The organism is Spirosoma oryzicola, from assembly GCF_021233055.1.
GTDB lineage: Bacteria > Bacteroidota > Bacteroidia > Cytophagales > Spirosomataceae > Spirosoma > Spirosoma oryzicola.
Genome location: NZ_CP089539.1, coordinates 22,838 through 38,350, shown reverse-complemented (window position 1 = coordinate 38,350; position 15,513 = coordinate 22,838). Strand labels below are relative to the sequence as shown.

Here is a 15,513-nt window from a genome sequence, read left to right as displayed (position 1 = left end):
TAACTAATAATGAATTATGAAGAACTCACTGACCTTAGTTGGATTGCTGCTGCTCAGCATCTCGGCTGCTTCTGCACAAAAAGCACCGGCCCCCGCATACACAGTAAAAGGAGAAATAAAAGGATTGAAAAATGAGAAAATCTATTTCAATCACACCAAAGGGGAAGAATCGGTACGGGATTCCGTGATCAGCGCGGATGGTACGTTTTCTTTTAAAGGGCCGCTCGATCACGAAGGAACAGCGTCGATCAGTCTGGCTTCTGATCGCAATCAGTTCCTCCCTTTCTTCCTGACGCCAAAGCCGGTTACGATCAAAGCCGTGAAGGATTCGCTTGGTCAGGCCCTCGTTGACGGTTCTGAAGAGACAAGACTCTGGAGACAGCATCGCCGGGAACTGGAAACCGAGGTGTTTACCAAACTGAATGCAATTGACAAAAAATACGCGGCCATGAAAGCCAAGCCCACCGACAAACTGCCCGACAGTCTGGCGAAGCAGCAAAGCGCAGCCATTCGGTACCAGTTTTCCCGGGCGGATAGTCTAACCCGTGTATTTATTCGTGCGCATCCCAACTCGGTCGTTAGCCCTTTTCTGGCCATGAGTTATTACTCGGTAGAGCCCGAAACCGATAAACTACCCGCTATTTATGCGCAATTGTCGCCAGCCGTGAAAAATTCGTACTACGGTCAGCAGATGCAGCAACTGATGACCGATCTGGAGAAAGTAGGGATTGGCAGACCAGCTCCCGCCTTTACGCTGGCCGATACCACTGGCAAAGCGGTTAGTCTTTCGTCGATCAAAGGGAAATACGTGCTGGTCGATTTCTGGGCGAGTTGGTGTGGTCCCTGCCGAAAAGAAAACCCGAACGTTGTATCGGCTTATCAGAAATTTCATGACAAAGGTTTTGAGATTATCGGCGTTTCGCTCGATACCAAAAAGAACCTGTGGGAAAAAGCCATTCAGGCCGATAACCTGAGTTGGTATCATGTGTCGGACCTGAAAGGCTGGAAGAGTGATGTACTGAGTCCGTACGTAATCAAGGCGGTCCCAACCAGTTATCTGCTGGATCAGAACGGCAAAATTGTGGCGAAAAACTTACGGGGCGAACAACTGCATAAAAAGCTGGCCGAACTGCTGGACCCCAAACCTTAGTCGCATCTCCCATCTCCTTACCGGCTTAGGTCGGTAAGGAAAATAGACGCTTTTCCTGTACCTATCGCTGCCCTTTTTCATGGGTACGGCTCCTCTATTGCCTTTACTTTCCATCAACATGCTCACGGAGACAGTATCGCCTGACTTGACGCCCCGTCTGAGAGAGAAATTTTCGCACCTCTGGCACATGATTGGCAATACGCCCATGCTGGAATTGGTGTACACGTACCGGGGTGAATCTCGTTCGCTCTACGTAAAATGTGAACACTATAACCTGACGGGCAGTATCAAAGATCGCATGGCCCTGCACGTGCTACATCGGTCCTACCGGGAAGGGCTAATCAAACCAGGCGACCGCATCGTAGAAGCCACCAGTGGCAGCACGGGTATTTCGTTTGCCGCCGTTGGACGAGCCCTGGGCCACCCCGTTACGATTCTCATGCCCGCTGGCATGAGTCAGGAACGCATGGATATTATCAGCAGTCTGGGGGCCGACATTCAACTGTTTACCAGGGAAGAAGGCGGTTTTCGGGGGGCGCAGCGACGAGCCGAAGAAATGGCCGCCAATGATTCAGGTATTTTCCTGCCCCGTCAGTTTGCCAACCAGTTCAACGCGGAAGCCAATTATCTGACAACGGGACGCGAAATCTGGCTGCAACTCCAGAATATCGATTGTTCACCGGATGCCTTTGTGGCGGGCGTGGGTACCGGAGGGACCGTTATGGGCGTGGGCCGCTATCTGAAACGGCGCAATCCGGCGATTCAGGTTCATCCACTGGAACCCGCCGAATCGCCAACGCTTTCCGTTGGCTATAAAACTGGTTCGCACCGGATTCAGGGGCTGTTCGATGAGTACGTCCCGGACCTGGTCAACCTGGCGGAGTTGAACGCCGTTGTGCAGGCATCGGATGGCGATGCAATCCTGATGGCACAGAAACTGGCGACTGATCTGGGCCTGGCGGTGGGTATCTCGTCGGGGGCCAACCTGATCGGCGCGATCCAGGTGCAAAACCAGATGGGAGCCAGCGCCGTCGTGGTCACTATCCTGTGCGACAGTAACAAAAAGTATTTGAGTACAGATCTGGTTCGCACCGAACCCATCAAACCGAATTACGTCTCGCCTGACGTTCAGTTCCTCGATTATCGCCCCATCAGCCGATTGGCAAACCCGCTACTCAGCTGATGCATCTCATAGTTAATTACCTATTAAATAGCCAATTACGACGTTTTTCTGTCATTCCGAGGAACGAGGAATCTTCGGTGAGCAGTAGGGACAGCCTATTAACGAAGATCCCTCCTGCCGCAACGGCGGACCGGTCGGGATGACAAAAAACGCTAAGTCTCTAACGCGTTCAACGAAACAAATCCCCAGATGAAAAAACTAGTATTCGCGAGCCTGATGCTGCTCGCCGTTTGTGCCGTCCAGGCTCAGGTATTAAAACCCGTGAAATGGAGCTACGCAGCCCGGAAAACGAGTGCTACGGAAGCTGTCATTTTTTTGAAGGCTACAATCGATCCCGGCTGGCACGTGTATTCGCAGCATGTGAGCGAAGGAGGCCCGGTCAAAACGACCATTTCTTTCGATCCCGGTACTTATACCTTACAAGGAACGGCGCTGGAACCGAAGCCCATCACCCCCGGCTGGAAAAGGTATTCAACATGGAAGTGAGCTATTTCGAAAAGGAAGTCATCTTTCAGCAGAAAGTTAAACTGACCGGCAAAAGCCCTCAGGTTGTGAAAGGAACGATTGAGTACATGGTCTGCAACGACAAGCAGTGCCTGCCCCCCGACGAAATCCCCTTCAGCGTATCCATAAAATAGTGAACGACATGACTACACATCGATCTCTGTTTTCTGGTTGGCGCTGGCTAATGCCCTGTTTATTGATGGTAGCGCTCCTGGTCGGCGGTCCCCAGACAGCTTGGGCGCAGGATACACTCTCTACAGAAGGACTGGAGTTTGCACCAATCGAGGAGTCGGCTACAGGAGCGGATACGATGACCCAAACGACCCTATCCCCCACCCCTTCCTCGACAGGCACAGGGCCTCAGGAAGCGGCTGCTCCATCGCTCTGGGTCACATTTGTAGCGGGTTTACTGGGCGGCTTTGCGGCAATTCTCATGCCGTGCATTTTTCCGCTATTGCCCATGACGGTGAGCTTTTTCACCAAACGATCCGCAAGCCGGGCGCAGGGCATCCGTAATGCACTCATTTATGGGTTATCGATCGTTGGGATCTACGTGTCACTAGGACTCCTGATTACGGTCCTCTTCGGGGCCGATGCCCTGAACGAGCTATCAACCAACGGTATCTTCAACTGTGCTTTCTTTTTGCTGCTGATTGGCTTCGCGGCTTCATTTTTTGGGGCTTTCGAGATCATTCTGCCTACGTCCTGGGCAAACAGAATGGATGCCAAGGCCGATCAGGGTGGTTTGCCGGGCATTTTCTTCATGGCCACGACGCTGGCCCTGGTATCTTTTTCCTGCACGGGGCCTATCATCGGTACGCTGCTGGTACAGGCCGCTTCGATGGGTCAGCTCATAGGTCCCGCCGTGGGTATGTTTGGCTTTGCCCTGGCCTTGTCACTACCCTTTATGCTGTTCTCGCTGTTTCCCTCCTGGATGGCCTCACTGCCCAAATCGGGGAGTTGGCTCAACTCCGTAAAGGTTGTCCTGGGCTTCCTCGAGCTGGCACTGGCGCTGAAATTTCTGTCGAATGTCAATCTGGCGTATCACTGGCAGTGGTTCGACCGGGAAGTGTTTCTGGTGCTGTGGGTTATCATTTTCGGTATGCTGGGCTTTTATCTACTGGGTAAATTGCAGTTTACTCACGACAGCCCCTCGACAAGTATTTCAGTACCTCGGCTGTTCATGGCTATTGTGTCGCTAGCCTTCGCTCTTTACCTGGTACCGGGCTTGTGGGGAGCGCCCTTACAAGCTGTGGCCGCTTTTCTGCCTCCTCAGCAAACCCAGGATTTTGATTTATATACGCAAAGGCTGACCCAGTCAGGAATGACTCAATCGGGCGTGACCAACGAAACGACCCACTCGCCAACGGTTAAGAAATACGGCGATCTGTTTCATGCGCCCCTGGGTCTGAACGCTTTTTTCGATTATGAAGAAGGGATGAACTACGCGAAATCGGTGGGGAAACCCGTATTGGTCGATTTTACCGGCCATGCCTGCGTCAACTGTCGGAAAATGGAAGCCACCGTCTGGCCTGATCCGGCGGTGCTTAAACGTCTACGAGAGGACTACGTACTGATTCAGCTTTACGTTGACGACAAGACCGAATTGCCCGAAACCGAGCAGCGTGTATCCTCATTTAGTGGTAAAAAAATCAAAACGATTGGCAACCAGTGGAGCGATTTGCAGGCTAGCCGATTCAACGCCAATTCGCAACCGTTCTATGTACTCCTGGGGCCCGATGGAAAACCACTGGTGCAGCCACAGGGAGCCGATTATGACCCGCTTAATTTTGTCTCATTTCTGGACAGCGGTCGCCAGACCTATTAATCCTATTCCGTCTCTCAGTAACTCATACCCTACCGATGGGCTCTACTCGCTGAAAGCGATCCTCCTATCATATCCATCGCAGTAACACGACACAAACCGCATGCATTACGTTAAACGAAGTCTATGGCTGGCCCTGCTGGTCGGGTGCCTGACGACTCAGTCCGCCTTTTCACAGGCCAAATTGATCGAAAAAGTATCCCGAAAAGGAACTGAACTCCTTATTCCCTACGAAAAGTACGTACTCCCCAACGGGCTAACGGTAGTGGTTCATGAAGACCACTCGGACCCGTTGGTTCACGTCGATGTAACGTACCATGTAGGGTCAGCTCGGGAAGAAATCGGAAAATCGGGCTTCGCTCATTTTTTCGAGCACATGATGTTCCAGGGCTCTGACCACGTCGCCAACGGTGAACATTTCAAGCTGGTGACTCAGGCGGGTGGTACCCTGAACGGAACGACGAACCGCGACCGCACCAACTATTTTGAAACGGTACCCAGCAACCAGCTGGAGCGGGCTATCTGGCTGGAAGCCGACCGGATGGGCTTTCTGCTGGATGCGGTTACCCAACAAAAATTCGAGATTCAGCGGGCTACGGTGAAAAACGAACGCGGTCAGAATTACGATAACCGGCCTTACGGACTAGCCGAAGAAGTGACGGCTAAAACGCTGTATCCCTACGGGCATCCGTACTCATGGCTGACTATTGGTTACGTAGAGGATCTGAATCGGGTAAACGTAGACGATCTGAAAAACTTCTTTAAACGCTGGTACGGACCCAACAATGCCGTGCTGACGGTGGGTGGTGACGTTACTCCGGCAGAAGTAGTCCGGCTGGCGCTACAGTATTTCGGGCCTGTCAAGCGGGGGCCAGCCGTAAAAAAGACAGTAGTTCCTGCTCCCGTACTGACGGCAGACCGCTACGTTTCCTACGAAGATAATGTTCGATTCCCGATGCTACGATTGACTTACCCATCCGTTCCCCGCCATCACCCCGACGAAGTGGCGCTTGACGCGCTGGCGGCCGTGCTGGGAGGTGGTAAAACGTCAAGACTCTACCAGCGTATGGTGAAAACCCAGAAAGCGGTTCAGGTCAATGTTATCCATCCCACGAGCGAGTTGGCCGGCGAGTTCTCGTTTATCGCCCTGCCACTTCCTACGTTTCGGCTGGACAGTACTGAAGCGCTGCTACGAGCCAGTATGCTGGAACTGGAACGCCAAGGTGTGAGTGATGATGAACTGGCTCAGTTTAAAGCCTCGCGGGAAGTCGATTTAATTGGTTCACTGAGCAGCGTAGCGGGCAAAGTATCCCGGTTAGCCGAATTCCAGACCTTCGACGGCAATCCCAATCAGTTACCTGGCGAACTTTCGGCCTTGCGTAAACTGACTAAAGCCGACGTTATGCGGGTGTACAACCAGTATATCAAAGAAAAAAAAGCCGTCGTCACCACCGTTTACCCCAAAGGGCAGAAAGCGATTGTTACGCACGCAGATAATTACACCGCGTCACCGGCGGGCTATCAGGCACCGGATTACGCATATACGGGCCTGACCTATACCAAACCAGCCGATACCTTCGACCGAAGTAAGCTACCGGCTGTGGGTCCTAATCCTACGGTTAAAGTGCCACCGTTTTACAAAGAAACGTTTCCGAACGGATTGCGGATGATTGGCGTCCGGTCGGATGAAGTACCAACCGTGACGCTCTACCTGTCACTGAAAGGAGGCCATTTACTGGCTCAGCAAAACCTGTCGAAAGCGGGCGTGGCTCAACTGACGGCCTCCCTGCTCAACGAAGCAACCCGTACCCATTCAACCGAGGAACTGACGCGCCAGTTGGAAAAGCTGGGCAGTTCAATTACTTTCTTTGCCGGCCCCGAAGAAATGGGCGTCTCCGTCGAATCGCTGACCAAAAATCTGGACGCAACACTAGCCATTCTGCGGGAGAAACTTGGGGAACCCCGGTTCGATCCAGCCGACTTTGAACGGTTGAAAAAGCAGCAGCTTGAATTGATCGCCAATCAGAGCACGCAGCCCGTAGTGATTGCCAACAAAGCCTACAATCGTCTGCTGTTTGGGAGCGACAACATCCGCGCAATTCCGGTTAGCGGCACCCGGCAGAGCGTAGAAACGCTGACGCTGGATGACGTGAAGGAGTTTTATAACACTCAGTTTACGCCATCCGTAGCGAAGCTGGTTGTTGTGGGCGAAGTGGATAAAGACGCTTTGCTGACGAAGCTGGCCTTCCTGAAAAATTGGGCGGCTAAACCCGTTTCCCTACCCACGCTACCCGCTCTAAAAGCGACCGAAAAAACGCGTATTTATCTGGTCGACAAGCCGGGGGCAGCCCAGTCGGAAATTCGGATTGGTTACCTGACCGACCTTCCTTATGACGCAACGGGTGAATACTACCGCAGCACACTGACGAACTTTATTCTGGGTGGGGCCTTCAACAGCCGACTCAACCTAAATCTGCGCGAGAACAAAGGCTATACCTACGGAGCGATGTCCCGCTTTTCCAGTACGTTTCTACCCGGACCGTTCACCGCCCAGGCGGGTGTTCGGGCAGCCGTGACGGACAGCGCCGTTGTTGAATTTGTCAAAGAAATCAACCAATACGCGCAGCAGGGTATCACCGCCGAAGAACTGAACTTTACCAAAAATTCGGTCGGTCAGCGCGACGCCCTCCGGTACGAAACCCCGTTTCAGAAGGCCCAGTTTTTAGGTCAGATTCTGGAGTATAATCTACCCGCTGATTTCGTCGAACAGCAGACCAAGATTCTCAGCACATTAACCCGTGAACAGGTTGGCGAAATGGCTATCAAGCGGTTTCCCATCGACAAAATGATTATCCTGGTAGTGGGTGATAAAGCTAAAATCAAACCTGGATTGGATAAGCTGGGGTACGAACTGGTTGAACTAGACAAGGAAGGAAATGCGGGGGCCTCTATAACAAATAAATAATTCGATCATTCAACAAACTATTCAAGCAGAAGACGAACGTATCCCCCATCGAGTTTCGCCAATCATTCAGTTGAACCGACGCACTTTATCGGTAGAACGAATGATAAAGTGCGTCGGCGTGCTGTGCTTTGACGTCATCCGATATTAGCTGAATCCTAATTACTTCAATCGTATGCTGATGACTTTCTGACTCATCCCTATCGGGGTGTCGTATCCATTGCGGATAGAGCTTTACAAAACAGCTATTCTTGTCTGAACGGATTGTATTATTTTTACGCAGTTTTCCTCTAGTACTGACTAATACACTCCATCAAATGAGAGTTGGACTATCTTTATTCGCACTGGCTACAGTGATGACCGCCTTTTCTCCAGACACCGATATGCCGCACGTCGCTACGCATTTTGTGGACACAACAGCATCGAACCCGTTTTTTAGCGTTTACAAAACCCCTTTTTCGGTACCACCTTTCGATCAGATCAAACCAGACCATTTTGAACCGGCTATCGAAGAAGGAATCCGTCAACAAACAGCTGAAATCGCAGCCATTACCCAACAGAAAGCGGCTCCGACTTTCGCGAATACCATCGAAGCAATTGAAGCTAGTGGTGATTTACTTCGGCGGGTCAATACCGTGCTGGGGAATCTCAACGGGGCCAATACCAACGATCAGTTGCAAAAAATTGCCCAGACAGTAGCGCCTAAACTAGCCAAACACAGCGACGATATTATGCTCAACCCGGCCTTGTTTGGCCGGGTCAAGGCTGTTTACGAAGGACGTAACAAACTCAAGCTGTCGGGCGATCAGCAACGTCTGCTCGAAAAGACGTACAAAAATTTTGTGCGAAACGGTGCCGCCCTGACTTCCGAAAAACAGCAGCGTCTGCGGAAAATCAACAGTGAGTTATCGGTGCTTACACTCAAGTTTGGACAGAACCTACTTGCCGAAAACAATACCTATACGCTGGTCATCGATAAAGCGGAAGACCTCAGTGGTTTACCGGCTTCGGTTGTAGCGGCAGCCGCCGAAGAAGCCAAGAAACGTAAGCTGGACGGTAAATGGGTTTTTACCCTGCAAAATCCGAGCATTATGCCGTTTTTGCAGTACGCCGACAACCGAAGCCTGCGCGAGCGAATTTTTCGGGCTTACCTCGAACGGGGCAATCATAACGACGCGCACGACAACAAGGCAATCATGGCTAACATGGTGGCGCTGCGGGCTGAAAAAGCACAGTTGCTAGGCTACTCCAATCACGCGGCTTATGTGCTGGAAGAAAGCATGGCCCAAACACCGGAAAAGGTGGCTCAGCTCTTGAATCAGCTATGGTCGGCAACGGTTCCTGTGGCCAAAAAGGAAGCCTCCGATTTGCAGGTGATGATGGACAAGGCAGGTGGTCAGGGCGAAAAACTAGCCGGGTGGGACTGGCGCTATTATGCGGAGAAGCTGCGCAAAGAAAAGTATGCCCTCGACGAACAGGAGCTGCGTCCTTATTTTTCGCTGGAAAGCGTACGAGAAGGCATTTTCATGCTCACCAATCGACTGTATGGCCTACGCTTCGAGCGACGCACCGACGTACCGGTCTATCATCCGGAAGCGGTAGCGTATGAAGTAAAAGAAGCCGATGGCCGACATCTGGGACTTATCTACATGGATTTCTTTCCTCGGGCCAGCAAACGCGGTGGTGCCTGGATGACGAGCTATCGGCGACAGGAAATCGAAAATGGCAAAAATATAACGCCCGTCGTTTCTATTGTCTGTAACTTCTCGAAGCCAACCGGCAATACGCCCGCGCTGTTGACTCTCGATGAGGTAAGCACCTTCTTCCATGAGTTTGGCCATGCCCTTCACGGACTCCTATCCAATGTGCATTACGGTAGCCAGTCGGGTACATCGGTACCCCGCGATTTTGTGGAGTTGCCTTCTCAAATTATGGAAAACTGGGCCGTAGAGCCTGAAATGCTGAAACTTTTTGCCAAGCATTACCAAACCGGAGCCCCTATTCCGGACGCGCTCATCGACAAGATCAAGCAAAGCAGTTTATTCAATCAGGGCTTTGAAACCAGTGAGTACTTGGCGGCTTCGCTGCTTGACATGGCTTATCACACACTAAAGCCAGATGCGGTTCCTACAGATGTACTGGCCTTCGAAAAGCAAGCGATGGACAAGATCGGTTTGATTGATCAGATTCCTCCGCGTTATCGCAGCACCTATTTTCAGCATATCTTTTCGGGTGGGTACTCGGCGGGTTATTACAGCTACATCTGGTCGGCGGTACTCGATGCCGATGCCTTCGAGGTGTTCAAGCAAAAAGGGTTGTTTGATGCTAAGTCGGCTCAATCATTCCGTAAAAATGTTCTCGAACGGGGCGGCACCGAAGATCCGATGACGCTATACCGCAAGTTCAGAGGCAGTGAACCAGACATCAAACCACTGTTGCGCCGGCGGGGCTTGTTAAAGGACGCATAAAATAACAAAACGGGAGACCAAGTTTGGTCTCTCGTTTTGTTAGCTATTCGTTTGGTATTCTCTAACTTATTCGGCCAATCCCCTTAGCGTGTGTTAGGTCGGACGCTATTATGGGTTAGTCAGTATTTTTCTTCGCCTGTTTTTTGGCTCGCTTAGCCGCGTCCATCGTTTTATCGGCGTCTTTCTGATCCGTCGAGCTACCTGTTTGGTTGGCTTGCTTCTGTAATTGCTTGGCGTTTTTCTGAGCAATCTTGGTTGTTTTGACGGCTTCCTTTTTCGTAACTTCCTGTGCTTTTGCCGTACCCACCAAGAGCAGTGAAAGAGCGGCCACTTTAAGTAAGTTTTTCATAAGGTGTTGATCTGTTTGCTTGTCTAAACGCGCAAACAGGCGAAAAGTTATGATCTGACCAATCGTAGCGTTAACTCACATCGCCGAACTGAACGGGTTCGATTAATCGAATTGTTACGTGTTATCAAGGTCCGGTTCAATACGATACTGGTGGCAAGAATTTTTAATGGTAAGCATGAATATAATCAGTCGTGATCAGCAAGTACCGGTTTATACACTGGCTCAGGACCCTATCTTCCAGGAAAAGATGTTTAGCATAGCCCGCTTCGAAGGAACGCTAACCCACCAGTCGGAACTGCTGATACCACACCGTAAGGATTATTATCTGCTCGTGTTCGCCCGTCGGGGTGATAGTCGTCACTGGGTGGATATGACTCCTTACCTAACCAAAGACAATACGTTTTATGTATTTGCCCCCAACCAGCTAATCGTCAAAGAAGAACCTAAACCGATGTGGGGTACGGCGGTGGCTTTTACCAGCGAGTTTCTAACCTTACAGGAAAGCGCGTCTCTTCGCAAATTGCCCTTACTTCAAAACCCACAAAATGCGCATGAATTACGGCTGTCAAACGAGGATGTGCTTTTTATGGAAGACATACTGGAAAAGATTCAGGTCGAATACACCCGCCCCAGCGAATGGCAGCAACGCATGATAACGGCTTACTTAACCGTACTGCTGACTTACCTGAGCCGGCTCTATACCAGGCAGTATGAAAGCGACTCGTTTTCCAACGACAAGCTCCTACTTAAAAAATATCAGGCTGCGATTGAGGAGCATTTTCGCGAATTGCATCAGGTAAGTGATTATGCTGCTTTATTGCATGTCTCGGCTGGGTATCTGAGCGAGGTGATGAAAGCACAAAGTGGTCAGCCAGCCATCAGTCACATTCACGAGCGGCTGGTGCTGGAAGCAAGGCGCATGTTGTTTCACACCCAACATTCACTGAAGGAAATCGCTTTCGACCTCGGTTTTTCGGATGCATCCTATTTCAGTCGCTTCTTTAAACGGGAAACCGATTTAACGCCCGCCGAGTATCGGACGAGTACCCGGAAAATGTACCAGTAATGCCGAAGAATGTGTTTCAACTGCTACGAGGGAAGGCTCTAGTTTTGTCCCATTATAAACAGATAAACCATGAAAACAGTACTGATTACCGGCGCGAACAAAAGCATCGGTTTCGAAACAGCCCGGCAGTTGTTGCAAAACGGTTATTATGTCTACCTCGGAAGCCGTGATCCGCAAAAAGGCCAGCAGGCGGTTGATCAACTGAAGTCGGAAGGTTTGAAAAGCGTCGAACCCATTACCATTGACGTTGACAACCCTGATTCCATAAAAGCCGCCCGTGAGACGCTAGGCATTAGGACAGCTGTCTTGGATGTACTGATCAACAATGCGGGCATCAGTGGTGGTTTTCCTCAAACAGCGCTGGACGCGAATATCGATATGTTTCGACAAGTGTTCGAAACCAATTTGTTTGGGGTGATTGAAACCACGCAGGCCTTTGTTGACTTACTGCGACAATCCCAGGAGCCACGAATTGTCAATGTCACGTCTGGCTTAGGTTCGCTGACGCTGCATAACGATCCAAGCTGGAAGTACTATCACGTAAAAGGAGCGTGCTACACGGCGTCCAAAGCCGCCCTGAATGCCTACACCATCGTTTTGGCTTACGAATTGCGGAATACACCGTTCAAGGTAAATGCTGTTGATCCAGGGTACACGGCTACTGATTTTAATCACCACAGCGGCCCCGGTACCGTACCGGATGCAGCCGCGCGACTAGTAAAAGCAGCTACGCTCGGACCGGACGGGCCAACAGGTCAATTTTTCAGCGATGACAATGCCCCGGACACAGGCATAAGCCCCTGGTAGTCTGGGTAGCGTTAAACAATAGCTATGAGTAAGTAGATTGAAGCGCTTTTCATGTAACCATTGAAGAGTTGTAGTCCTCTTCGTCTTTGTGAGGCCAGATTTAAGAACCTGACCTCACAAAGACGAAGAGGATCTTTTGCGTATCAAGCAGTACCGGTTTTGCAAAGAAATTCAATCACCAATAGCTAAACTGAATCACGACGGGGTCATCGCTTAAGTCCTCCTCGTACAACGGAGGATTGGTAATTTCTTCGATCTCAACGGTTATGCTTGCTGGCGCTGTTTCTACCGCATAGGCTTTTGCTGCCTGATGAATCAAAGCCAGCCGAGAATAAACCGAACCCTTTCCAGAGCTACTACCAGCGATCCGTTCCATTCGTTGCCGGAATTGATCAACGGCTATTTCGAGGGTTTTCCACTGTCGGCCAGAAGGTTGTTCATTCATACGGTTACAACCTGATTTTTACCACCCTGTTCCGAAACGCTCCTGAATTATACGACAGAGCGATACTTTTCGTAAAAGTAGCCTGCTGTTATACCCTATGCGATTCTTATCTTTCGCACAAATGGGCTACAATATTTTGCCATAGCGCTCCAACACTGACCGTTTATAAAAGGCTTAGCTTATTTTTGTTGCTTACTTGTTTTAACGTGCGGGGACGCTCTGCGCGTCTGTCGTCATTTTCCTCATCAACCATGAATAAGTTTTTGCTTACCGGTATACCGTTTCTGCTATTTGCCTCAGCGCAGGCGCAGCAACGTCCCCAATTAACCACTACGGATTACCAGCAGGCCCAACGCTTTCTATCATCCAACGCCGAGCAACTAGTTGATCATGGTAGTGTGCGGCCCAACTGGTTTGCCGGAGATCGGTTTTGGTACCGGGATCTGACGGCCAAAGGAAGCGAGTTTATCCTGGTCGATCCTGCTAAGGGAACGCGTTCAGCCGCGTTCGATCACCAAAAACTGGCCGATGCCTTGTCGAAGGCAACGGGTAAGACGTACGAAGCGGCCATGCTGCCTTTTCAAAGCATCAGTTTTTCGCCCGATGGTAAATCTGTTTCGTTCCAGGCCGACGGCAAGCCGTGGCTCTGTGATCTAAAGACCTACCAACTTACAGCCGACTCGGCACCCCAAAAAACCCAGCCTGACAACGACGCCGGGAGACGCCGGGGCGGAACGGGTATCGAAGTGCTATCGCCGGACAAAAAGCGGGCGGCTTACATCAAGGAGTACAATTTATGGGTTCGCGATGTGCAAACCGGTACACAAACCCAGTTGACAACCGACGGTGTTAAGGATTTCGGCTACGCAACCGACAACGCCGGCTGGAAATCGAGCGACAGAGCAATTCTGGCGTGGTCGCCCGATTCGAAAAAGATCGCTACGTTCAAGCAGGATCAGCGTCAGGTGAGTGACATGTATCTGGTAACGACCAACGTAGGAAAGCCAACGCTCAAGCAATGGAAGTACCCGCTACCGGGTGATAAGGATATTGCCACGATCCAGCGCGTTATCATTGAGGTCGATAATCCCAAAGTAATTCAGTTGCAGATTCCGGCAGACCCCCACCGGGCAACCCTAAGCGACGACATCGCCAGCAGCGGCACGTTCGACGATGTGAACTGGACTGACGATGCGTCGAAACTGGCGTTTGTGTCTACGTCACGCGATCACAAGCAGGAAAAAATTCGGTTGGCCGATGCGGCAACGGGCTCTGTCCGGGAGATTTTCGAAGAAACAGTTCCTACGCAGTATGAATCCGGTTGGGGAGCCATCAACTGGCGTTATCTGGACAAGTCAAACGAGTTTATCTGGTTCTCCGAACGCGACAACTGGGGACACCTTTATCTGTACGACGCGGCAACGGGCAAGCTAAAAAACCAGATTACGAAGGGCGACTGGCTGGTTACCCGGCTGTTGAAGGTCGATGAGAAAAAACGGTTGCTGTATTTCATAGCAAACGGACGGCAAGCCATTAATCCTTATTTCGGCCAACTCTGCAAAATCGGTTTTGACGGAAAAAACTTCGCCGTTCTGACCCCCGAAGAAGGAAATCATCAGGTCAGTATTTCGCCATCGGGTAGCTATTTCGTTGATAGCTATTCCAAACCGGACGTCCCTCCTACTGTCGTGCTGCGAAACATGGACGGTAAGCTGATTACAAATCTGGAAAAAACGGATGTTTCCCGATTGACGGCTACTGGCTGGCAACCGCCCGTTCCCATTACAGTGAAAGCATACGATGGCAAAACCGACCTGTATGGCCTAATGTACAAACCGACCCGTCTCGACCCCGCGAAGAAGTACCCCGTTGTCGATTACATCTACCCCGGTCCACAAGGTGGTAGTGTAGGAAACTGGTCGTTTTCGGCGGCCCGAAAAGACAATCAGGCACTGGCCGAGCTTGGCTTTATCGTTGTCGAAATCGAAGGCACCAGCAATCCGTTGCGCTCAAAAAGTTTTCACGACATGAGCTATGGCAACATGTCGACCAATACATTAACCGACCAGATTACCGGCATTCAGCAACTCGCTCAGAAGTATGCTTACATCGATACCAGCCGGGTTGGTATCTGGGGTCATTCGGGTGGGGGGTTTGCCACGGCCACAGCCATGTTTCGCTACCCCGATTTCTTTAAAGTAGGTATTTCTGAATCGGGCAACCACGACAATCGGAACTACGAGGACGATTGGGGCGAACGCTACAACGGGTTAACGTCTGCTGTCGATTATGAAGCACAGGCAAACCAGAACTACGCCAAAAATCTAAAGGGTAAACTAATGCTGGCCCACGGGATGATGGACGACAACGTGCCGCCTTACAATACATTATTGGTTGTTGAGGCACTTGAAAAAGCCAACAAGGATTATGACCTGGTGATTTTTCCAAACAGTGCCCACGGTTTTGGAAGCTATACTCCCTACATGATGCGTCGGCGGTGGGATTATTTTGTAAAATACCTTCAGGGCGCGGAACCACCGCACGAATTCCAGGTGGAAACGAAGCCAGATCCACGCACTCGATAATGTAAAGCAAATCGATTCAGGTCCAAAACGGCAAGCGCTGTTCAGTAAGTATCTAGATGCTTACTGAACAGCGCTTGCCGTTTTTTGAAAAAGACGGTAAGTCGATTTAGTCGATCTGTACAATAACATTTCGCTGTCAGGCTAAACCTGCATAGGCACTTTGTGCTTT

12 protein-coding genes are annotated in these 15,513 nt (G+C 50.7%); 10 read left to right on the top strand and 2 right to left on the bottom strand.

All coding sequences use genetic code 11. The annotated features are described in order from the left end of the window. The first annotated feature begins 16 nt into the window (after positions 1-16). The 7 genes from LQ777_RS24260 to LQ777_RS24235 all read left to right on the top strand — a co-directional run bounded on the left by LQ777_RS24260 (position 17) and on the right by LQ777_RS24235 (position 10,092). Positions 17-1,150, top strand: coding sequence for a TlpA disulfide reductase family protein (locus LQ777_RS24260; protein ID WP_232563053.1), 1,134 nt, complete (start codon positions 17-19; stop codon positions 1,148-1,150). Positions 1,151-1,268: 118 nt separating this feature from the next. Further along, positions 1,269-2,333 (top strand): PLP-dependent cysteine synthase family protein, encoded by a 1,065-nt coding sequence (locus LQ777_RS24255; protein ID WP_232563153.1) that lies wholly within the window; start codon positions 1,269-1,271, stop codon positions 2,331-2,333. 189 nt (positions 2,334-2,522) lie between these two features. Next, positions 2,523-2,819 carry a hypothetical protein gene (locus LQ777_RS24250; protein WP_341871381.1) on the top strand — a complete coding sequence of 99 codons (297 nt, stop codon included), beginning with the start codon at positions 2,523-2,525 and terminating at the stop codon, positions 2,817-2,819. After that, positions 2,810-2,971: a hypothetical protein gene (locus tag LQ777_RS30605; RefSeq protein WP_341871380.1), complete on the top strand. Its 162-nt coding sequence runs from the start codon at positions 2,810-2,812 to the stop codon at positions 2,969-2,971. The genes LQ777_RS24250 and LQ777_RS30605 overlap by 10 nt, the downstream gene beginning before the upstream one ends. A gap of 8 nt (positions 2,972-2,979) precedes the next feature. Next, positions 2,980-4,665: a protein-disulfide reductase DsbD family protein gene (locus LQ777_RS24245; protein ID WP_232563052.1), complete on the top strand. Its 1,686-nt coding sequence runs from the start codon at positions 2,980-2,982 to the stop codon at positions 4,663-4,665. Between the two features lie 100 nt (positions 4,666-4,765). Further along, positions 4,766-7,627 (top strand): M16 family metallopeptidase, encoded by a 2,862-nt coding sequence (locus tag LQ777_RS24240; protein WP_232563051.1) that lies wholly within the window; start codon positions 4,766-4,768, stop codon positions 7,625-7,627. 314 nt (positions 7,628-7,941) lie between these two features. Further along, positions 7,942-10,092, top strand: coding sequence for a M3 family metallopeptidase (locus LQ777_RS24235; protein ID WP_232563050.1), 2,151 nt, complete (start codon positions 7,942-7,944; stop codon positions 10,090-10,092). 115 nt (positions 10,093-10,207) lie between these two features. Here LQ777_RS24235 and LQ777_RS24230 read toward each other — a convergent pair whose 3' ends face one another. Beyond that, the gene (locus tag LQ777_RS24230; protein ID WP_232563049.1) at positions 10,208-10,441 is read right to left on the bottom strand and encodes a hypothetical protein; all 234 of its coding nucleotides are present in this window, start codon (positions 10,439-10,441) and stop codon (positions 10,208-10,210) included. 175 nt (positions 10,442-10,616) lie between these two features. Here LQ777_RS24230 and LQ777_RS24225 point away from each other — a divergent pair, with 175 nt between their 5' ends. Both LQ777_RS24225 and LQ777_RS24220 read left to right on the top strand, forming a co-directional pair. After that, entirely contained in the window at positions 10,617-11,507 is an 891-nt protein-coding gene (locus tag LQ777_RS24225) for a helix-turn-helix domain-containing protein (RefSeq protein ID WP_232563048.1), read from the top strand. Between the two features lie 69 nt (positions 11,508-11,576). Continuing rightward, positions 11,577-12,314 carry an SDR family oxidoreductase gene (locus LQ777_RS24220; protein ID WP_232563047.1) on the top strand — a complete coding sequence of 246 codons (738 nt, stop codon included), beginning with the start codon at positions 11,577-11,579 and terminating at the stop codon, positions 12,312-12,314. Positions 12,315-12,489: 175 nt separating this feature from the next. Here LQ777_RS24220 and LQ777_RS24215 read toward each other — a convergent pair whose 3' ends face one another. Beyond that, positions 12,490-12,759, bottom strand: a complete 270-nt coding sequence (locus tag LQ777_RS24215) for a hypothetical protein (RefSeq protein WP_232563046.1) — start codon at positions 12,757-12,759, stop codon at positions 12,490-12,492. Between the two features lie 251 nt (positions 12,760-13,010). Here LQ777_RS24215 and LQ777_RS24210 point away from each other — a divergent pair, with 251 nt between their 5' ends. Continuing rightward, a complete protein-coding gene (locus tag LQ777_RS24210; protein WP_232563045.1) occupies positions 13,011-15,344 on the top strand; it encodes a S9 family peptidase in 2,334 nt (777 codons plus the stop codon). Positions 15,345-15,513 lie beyond the last annotated feature (169 nt).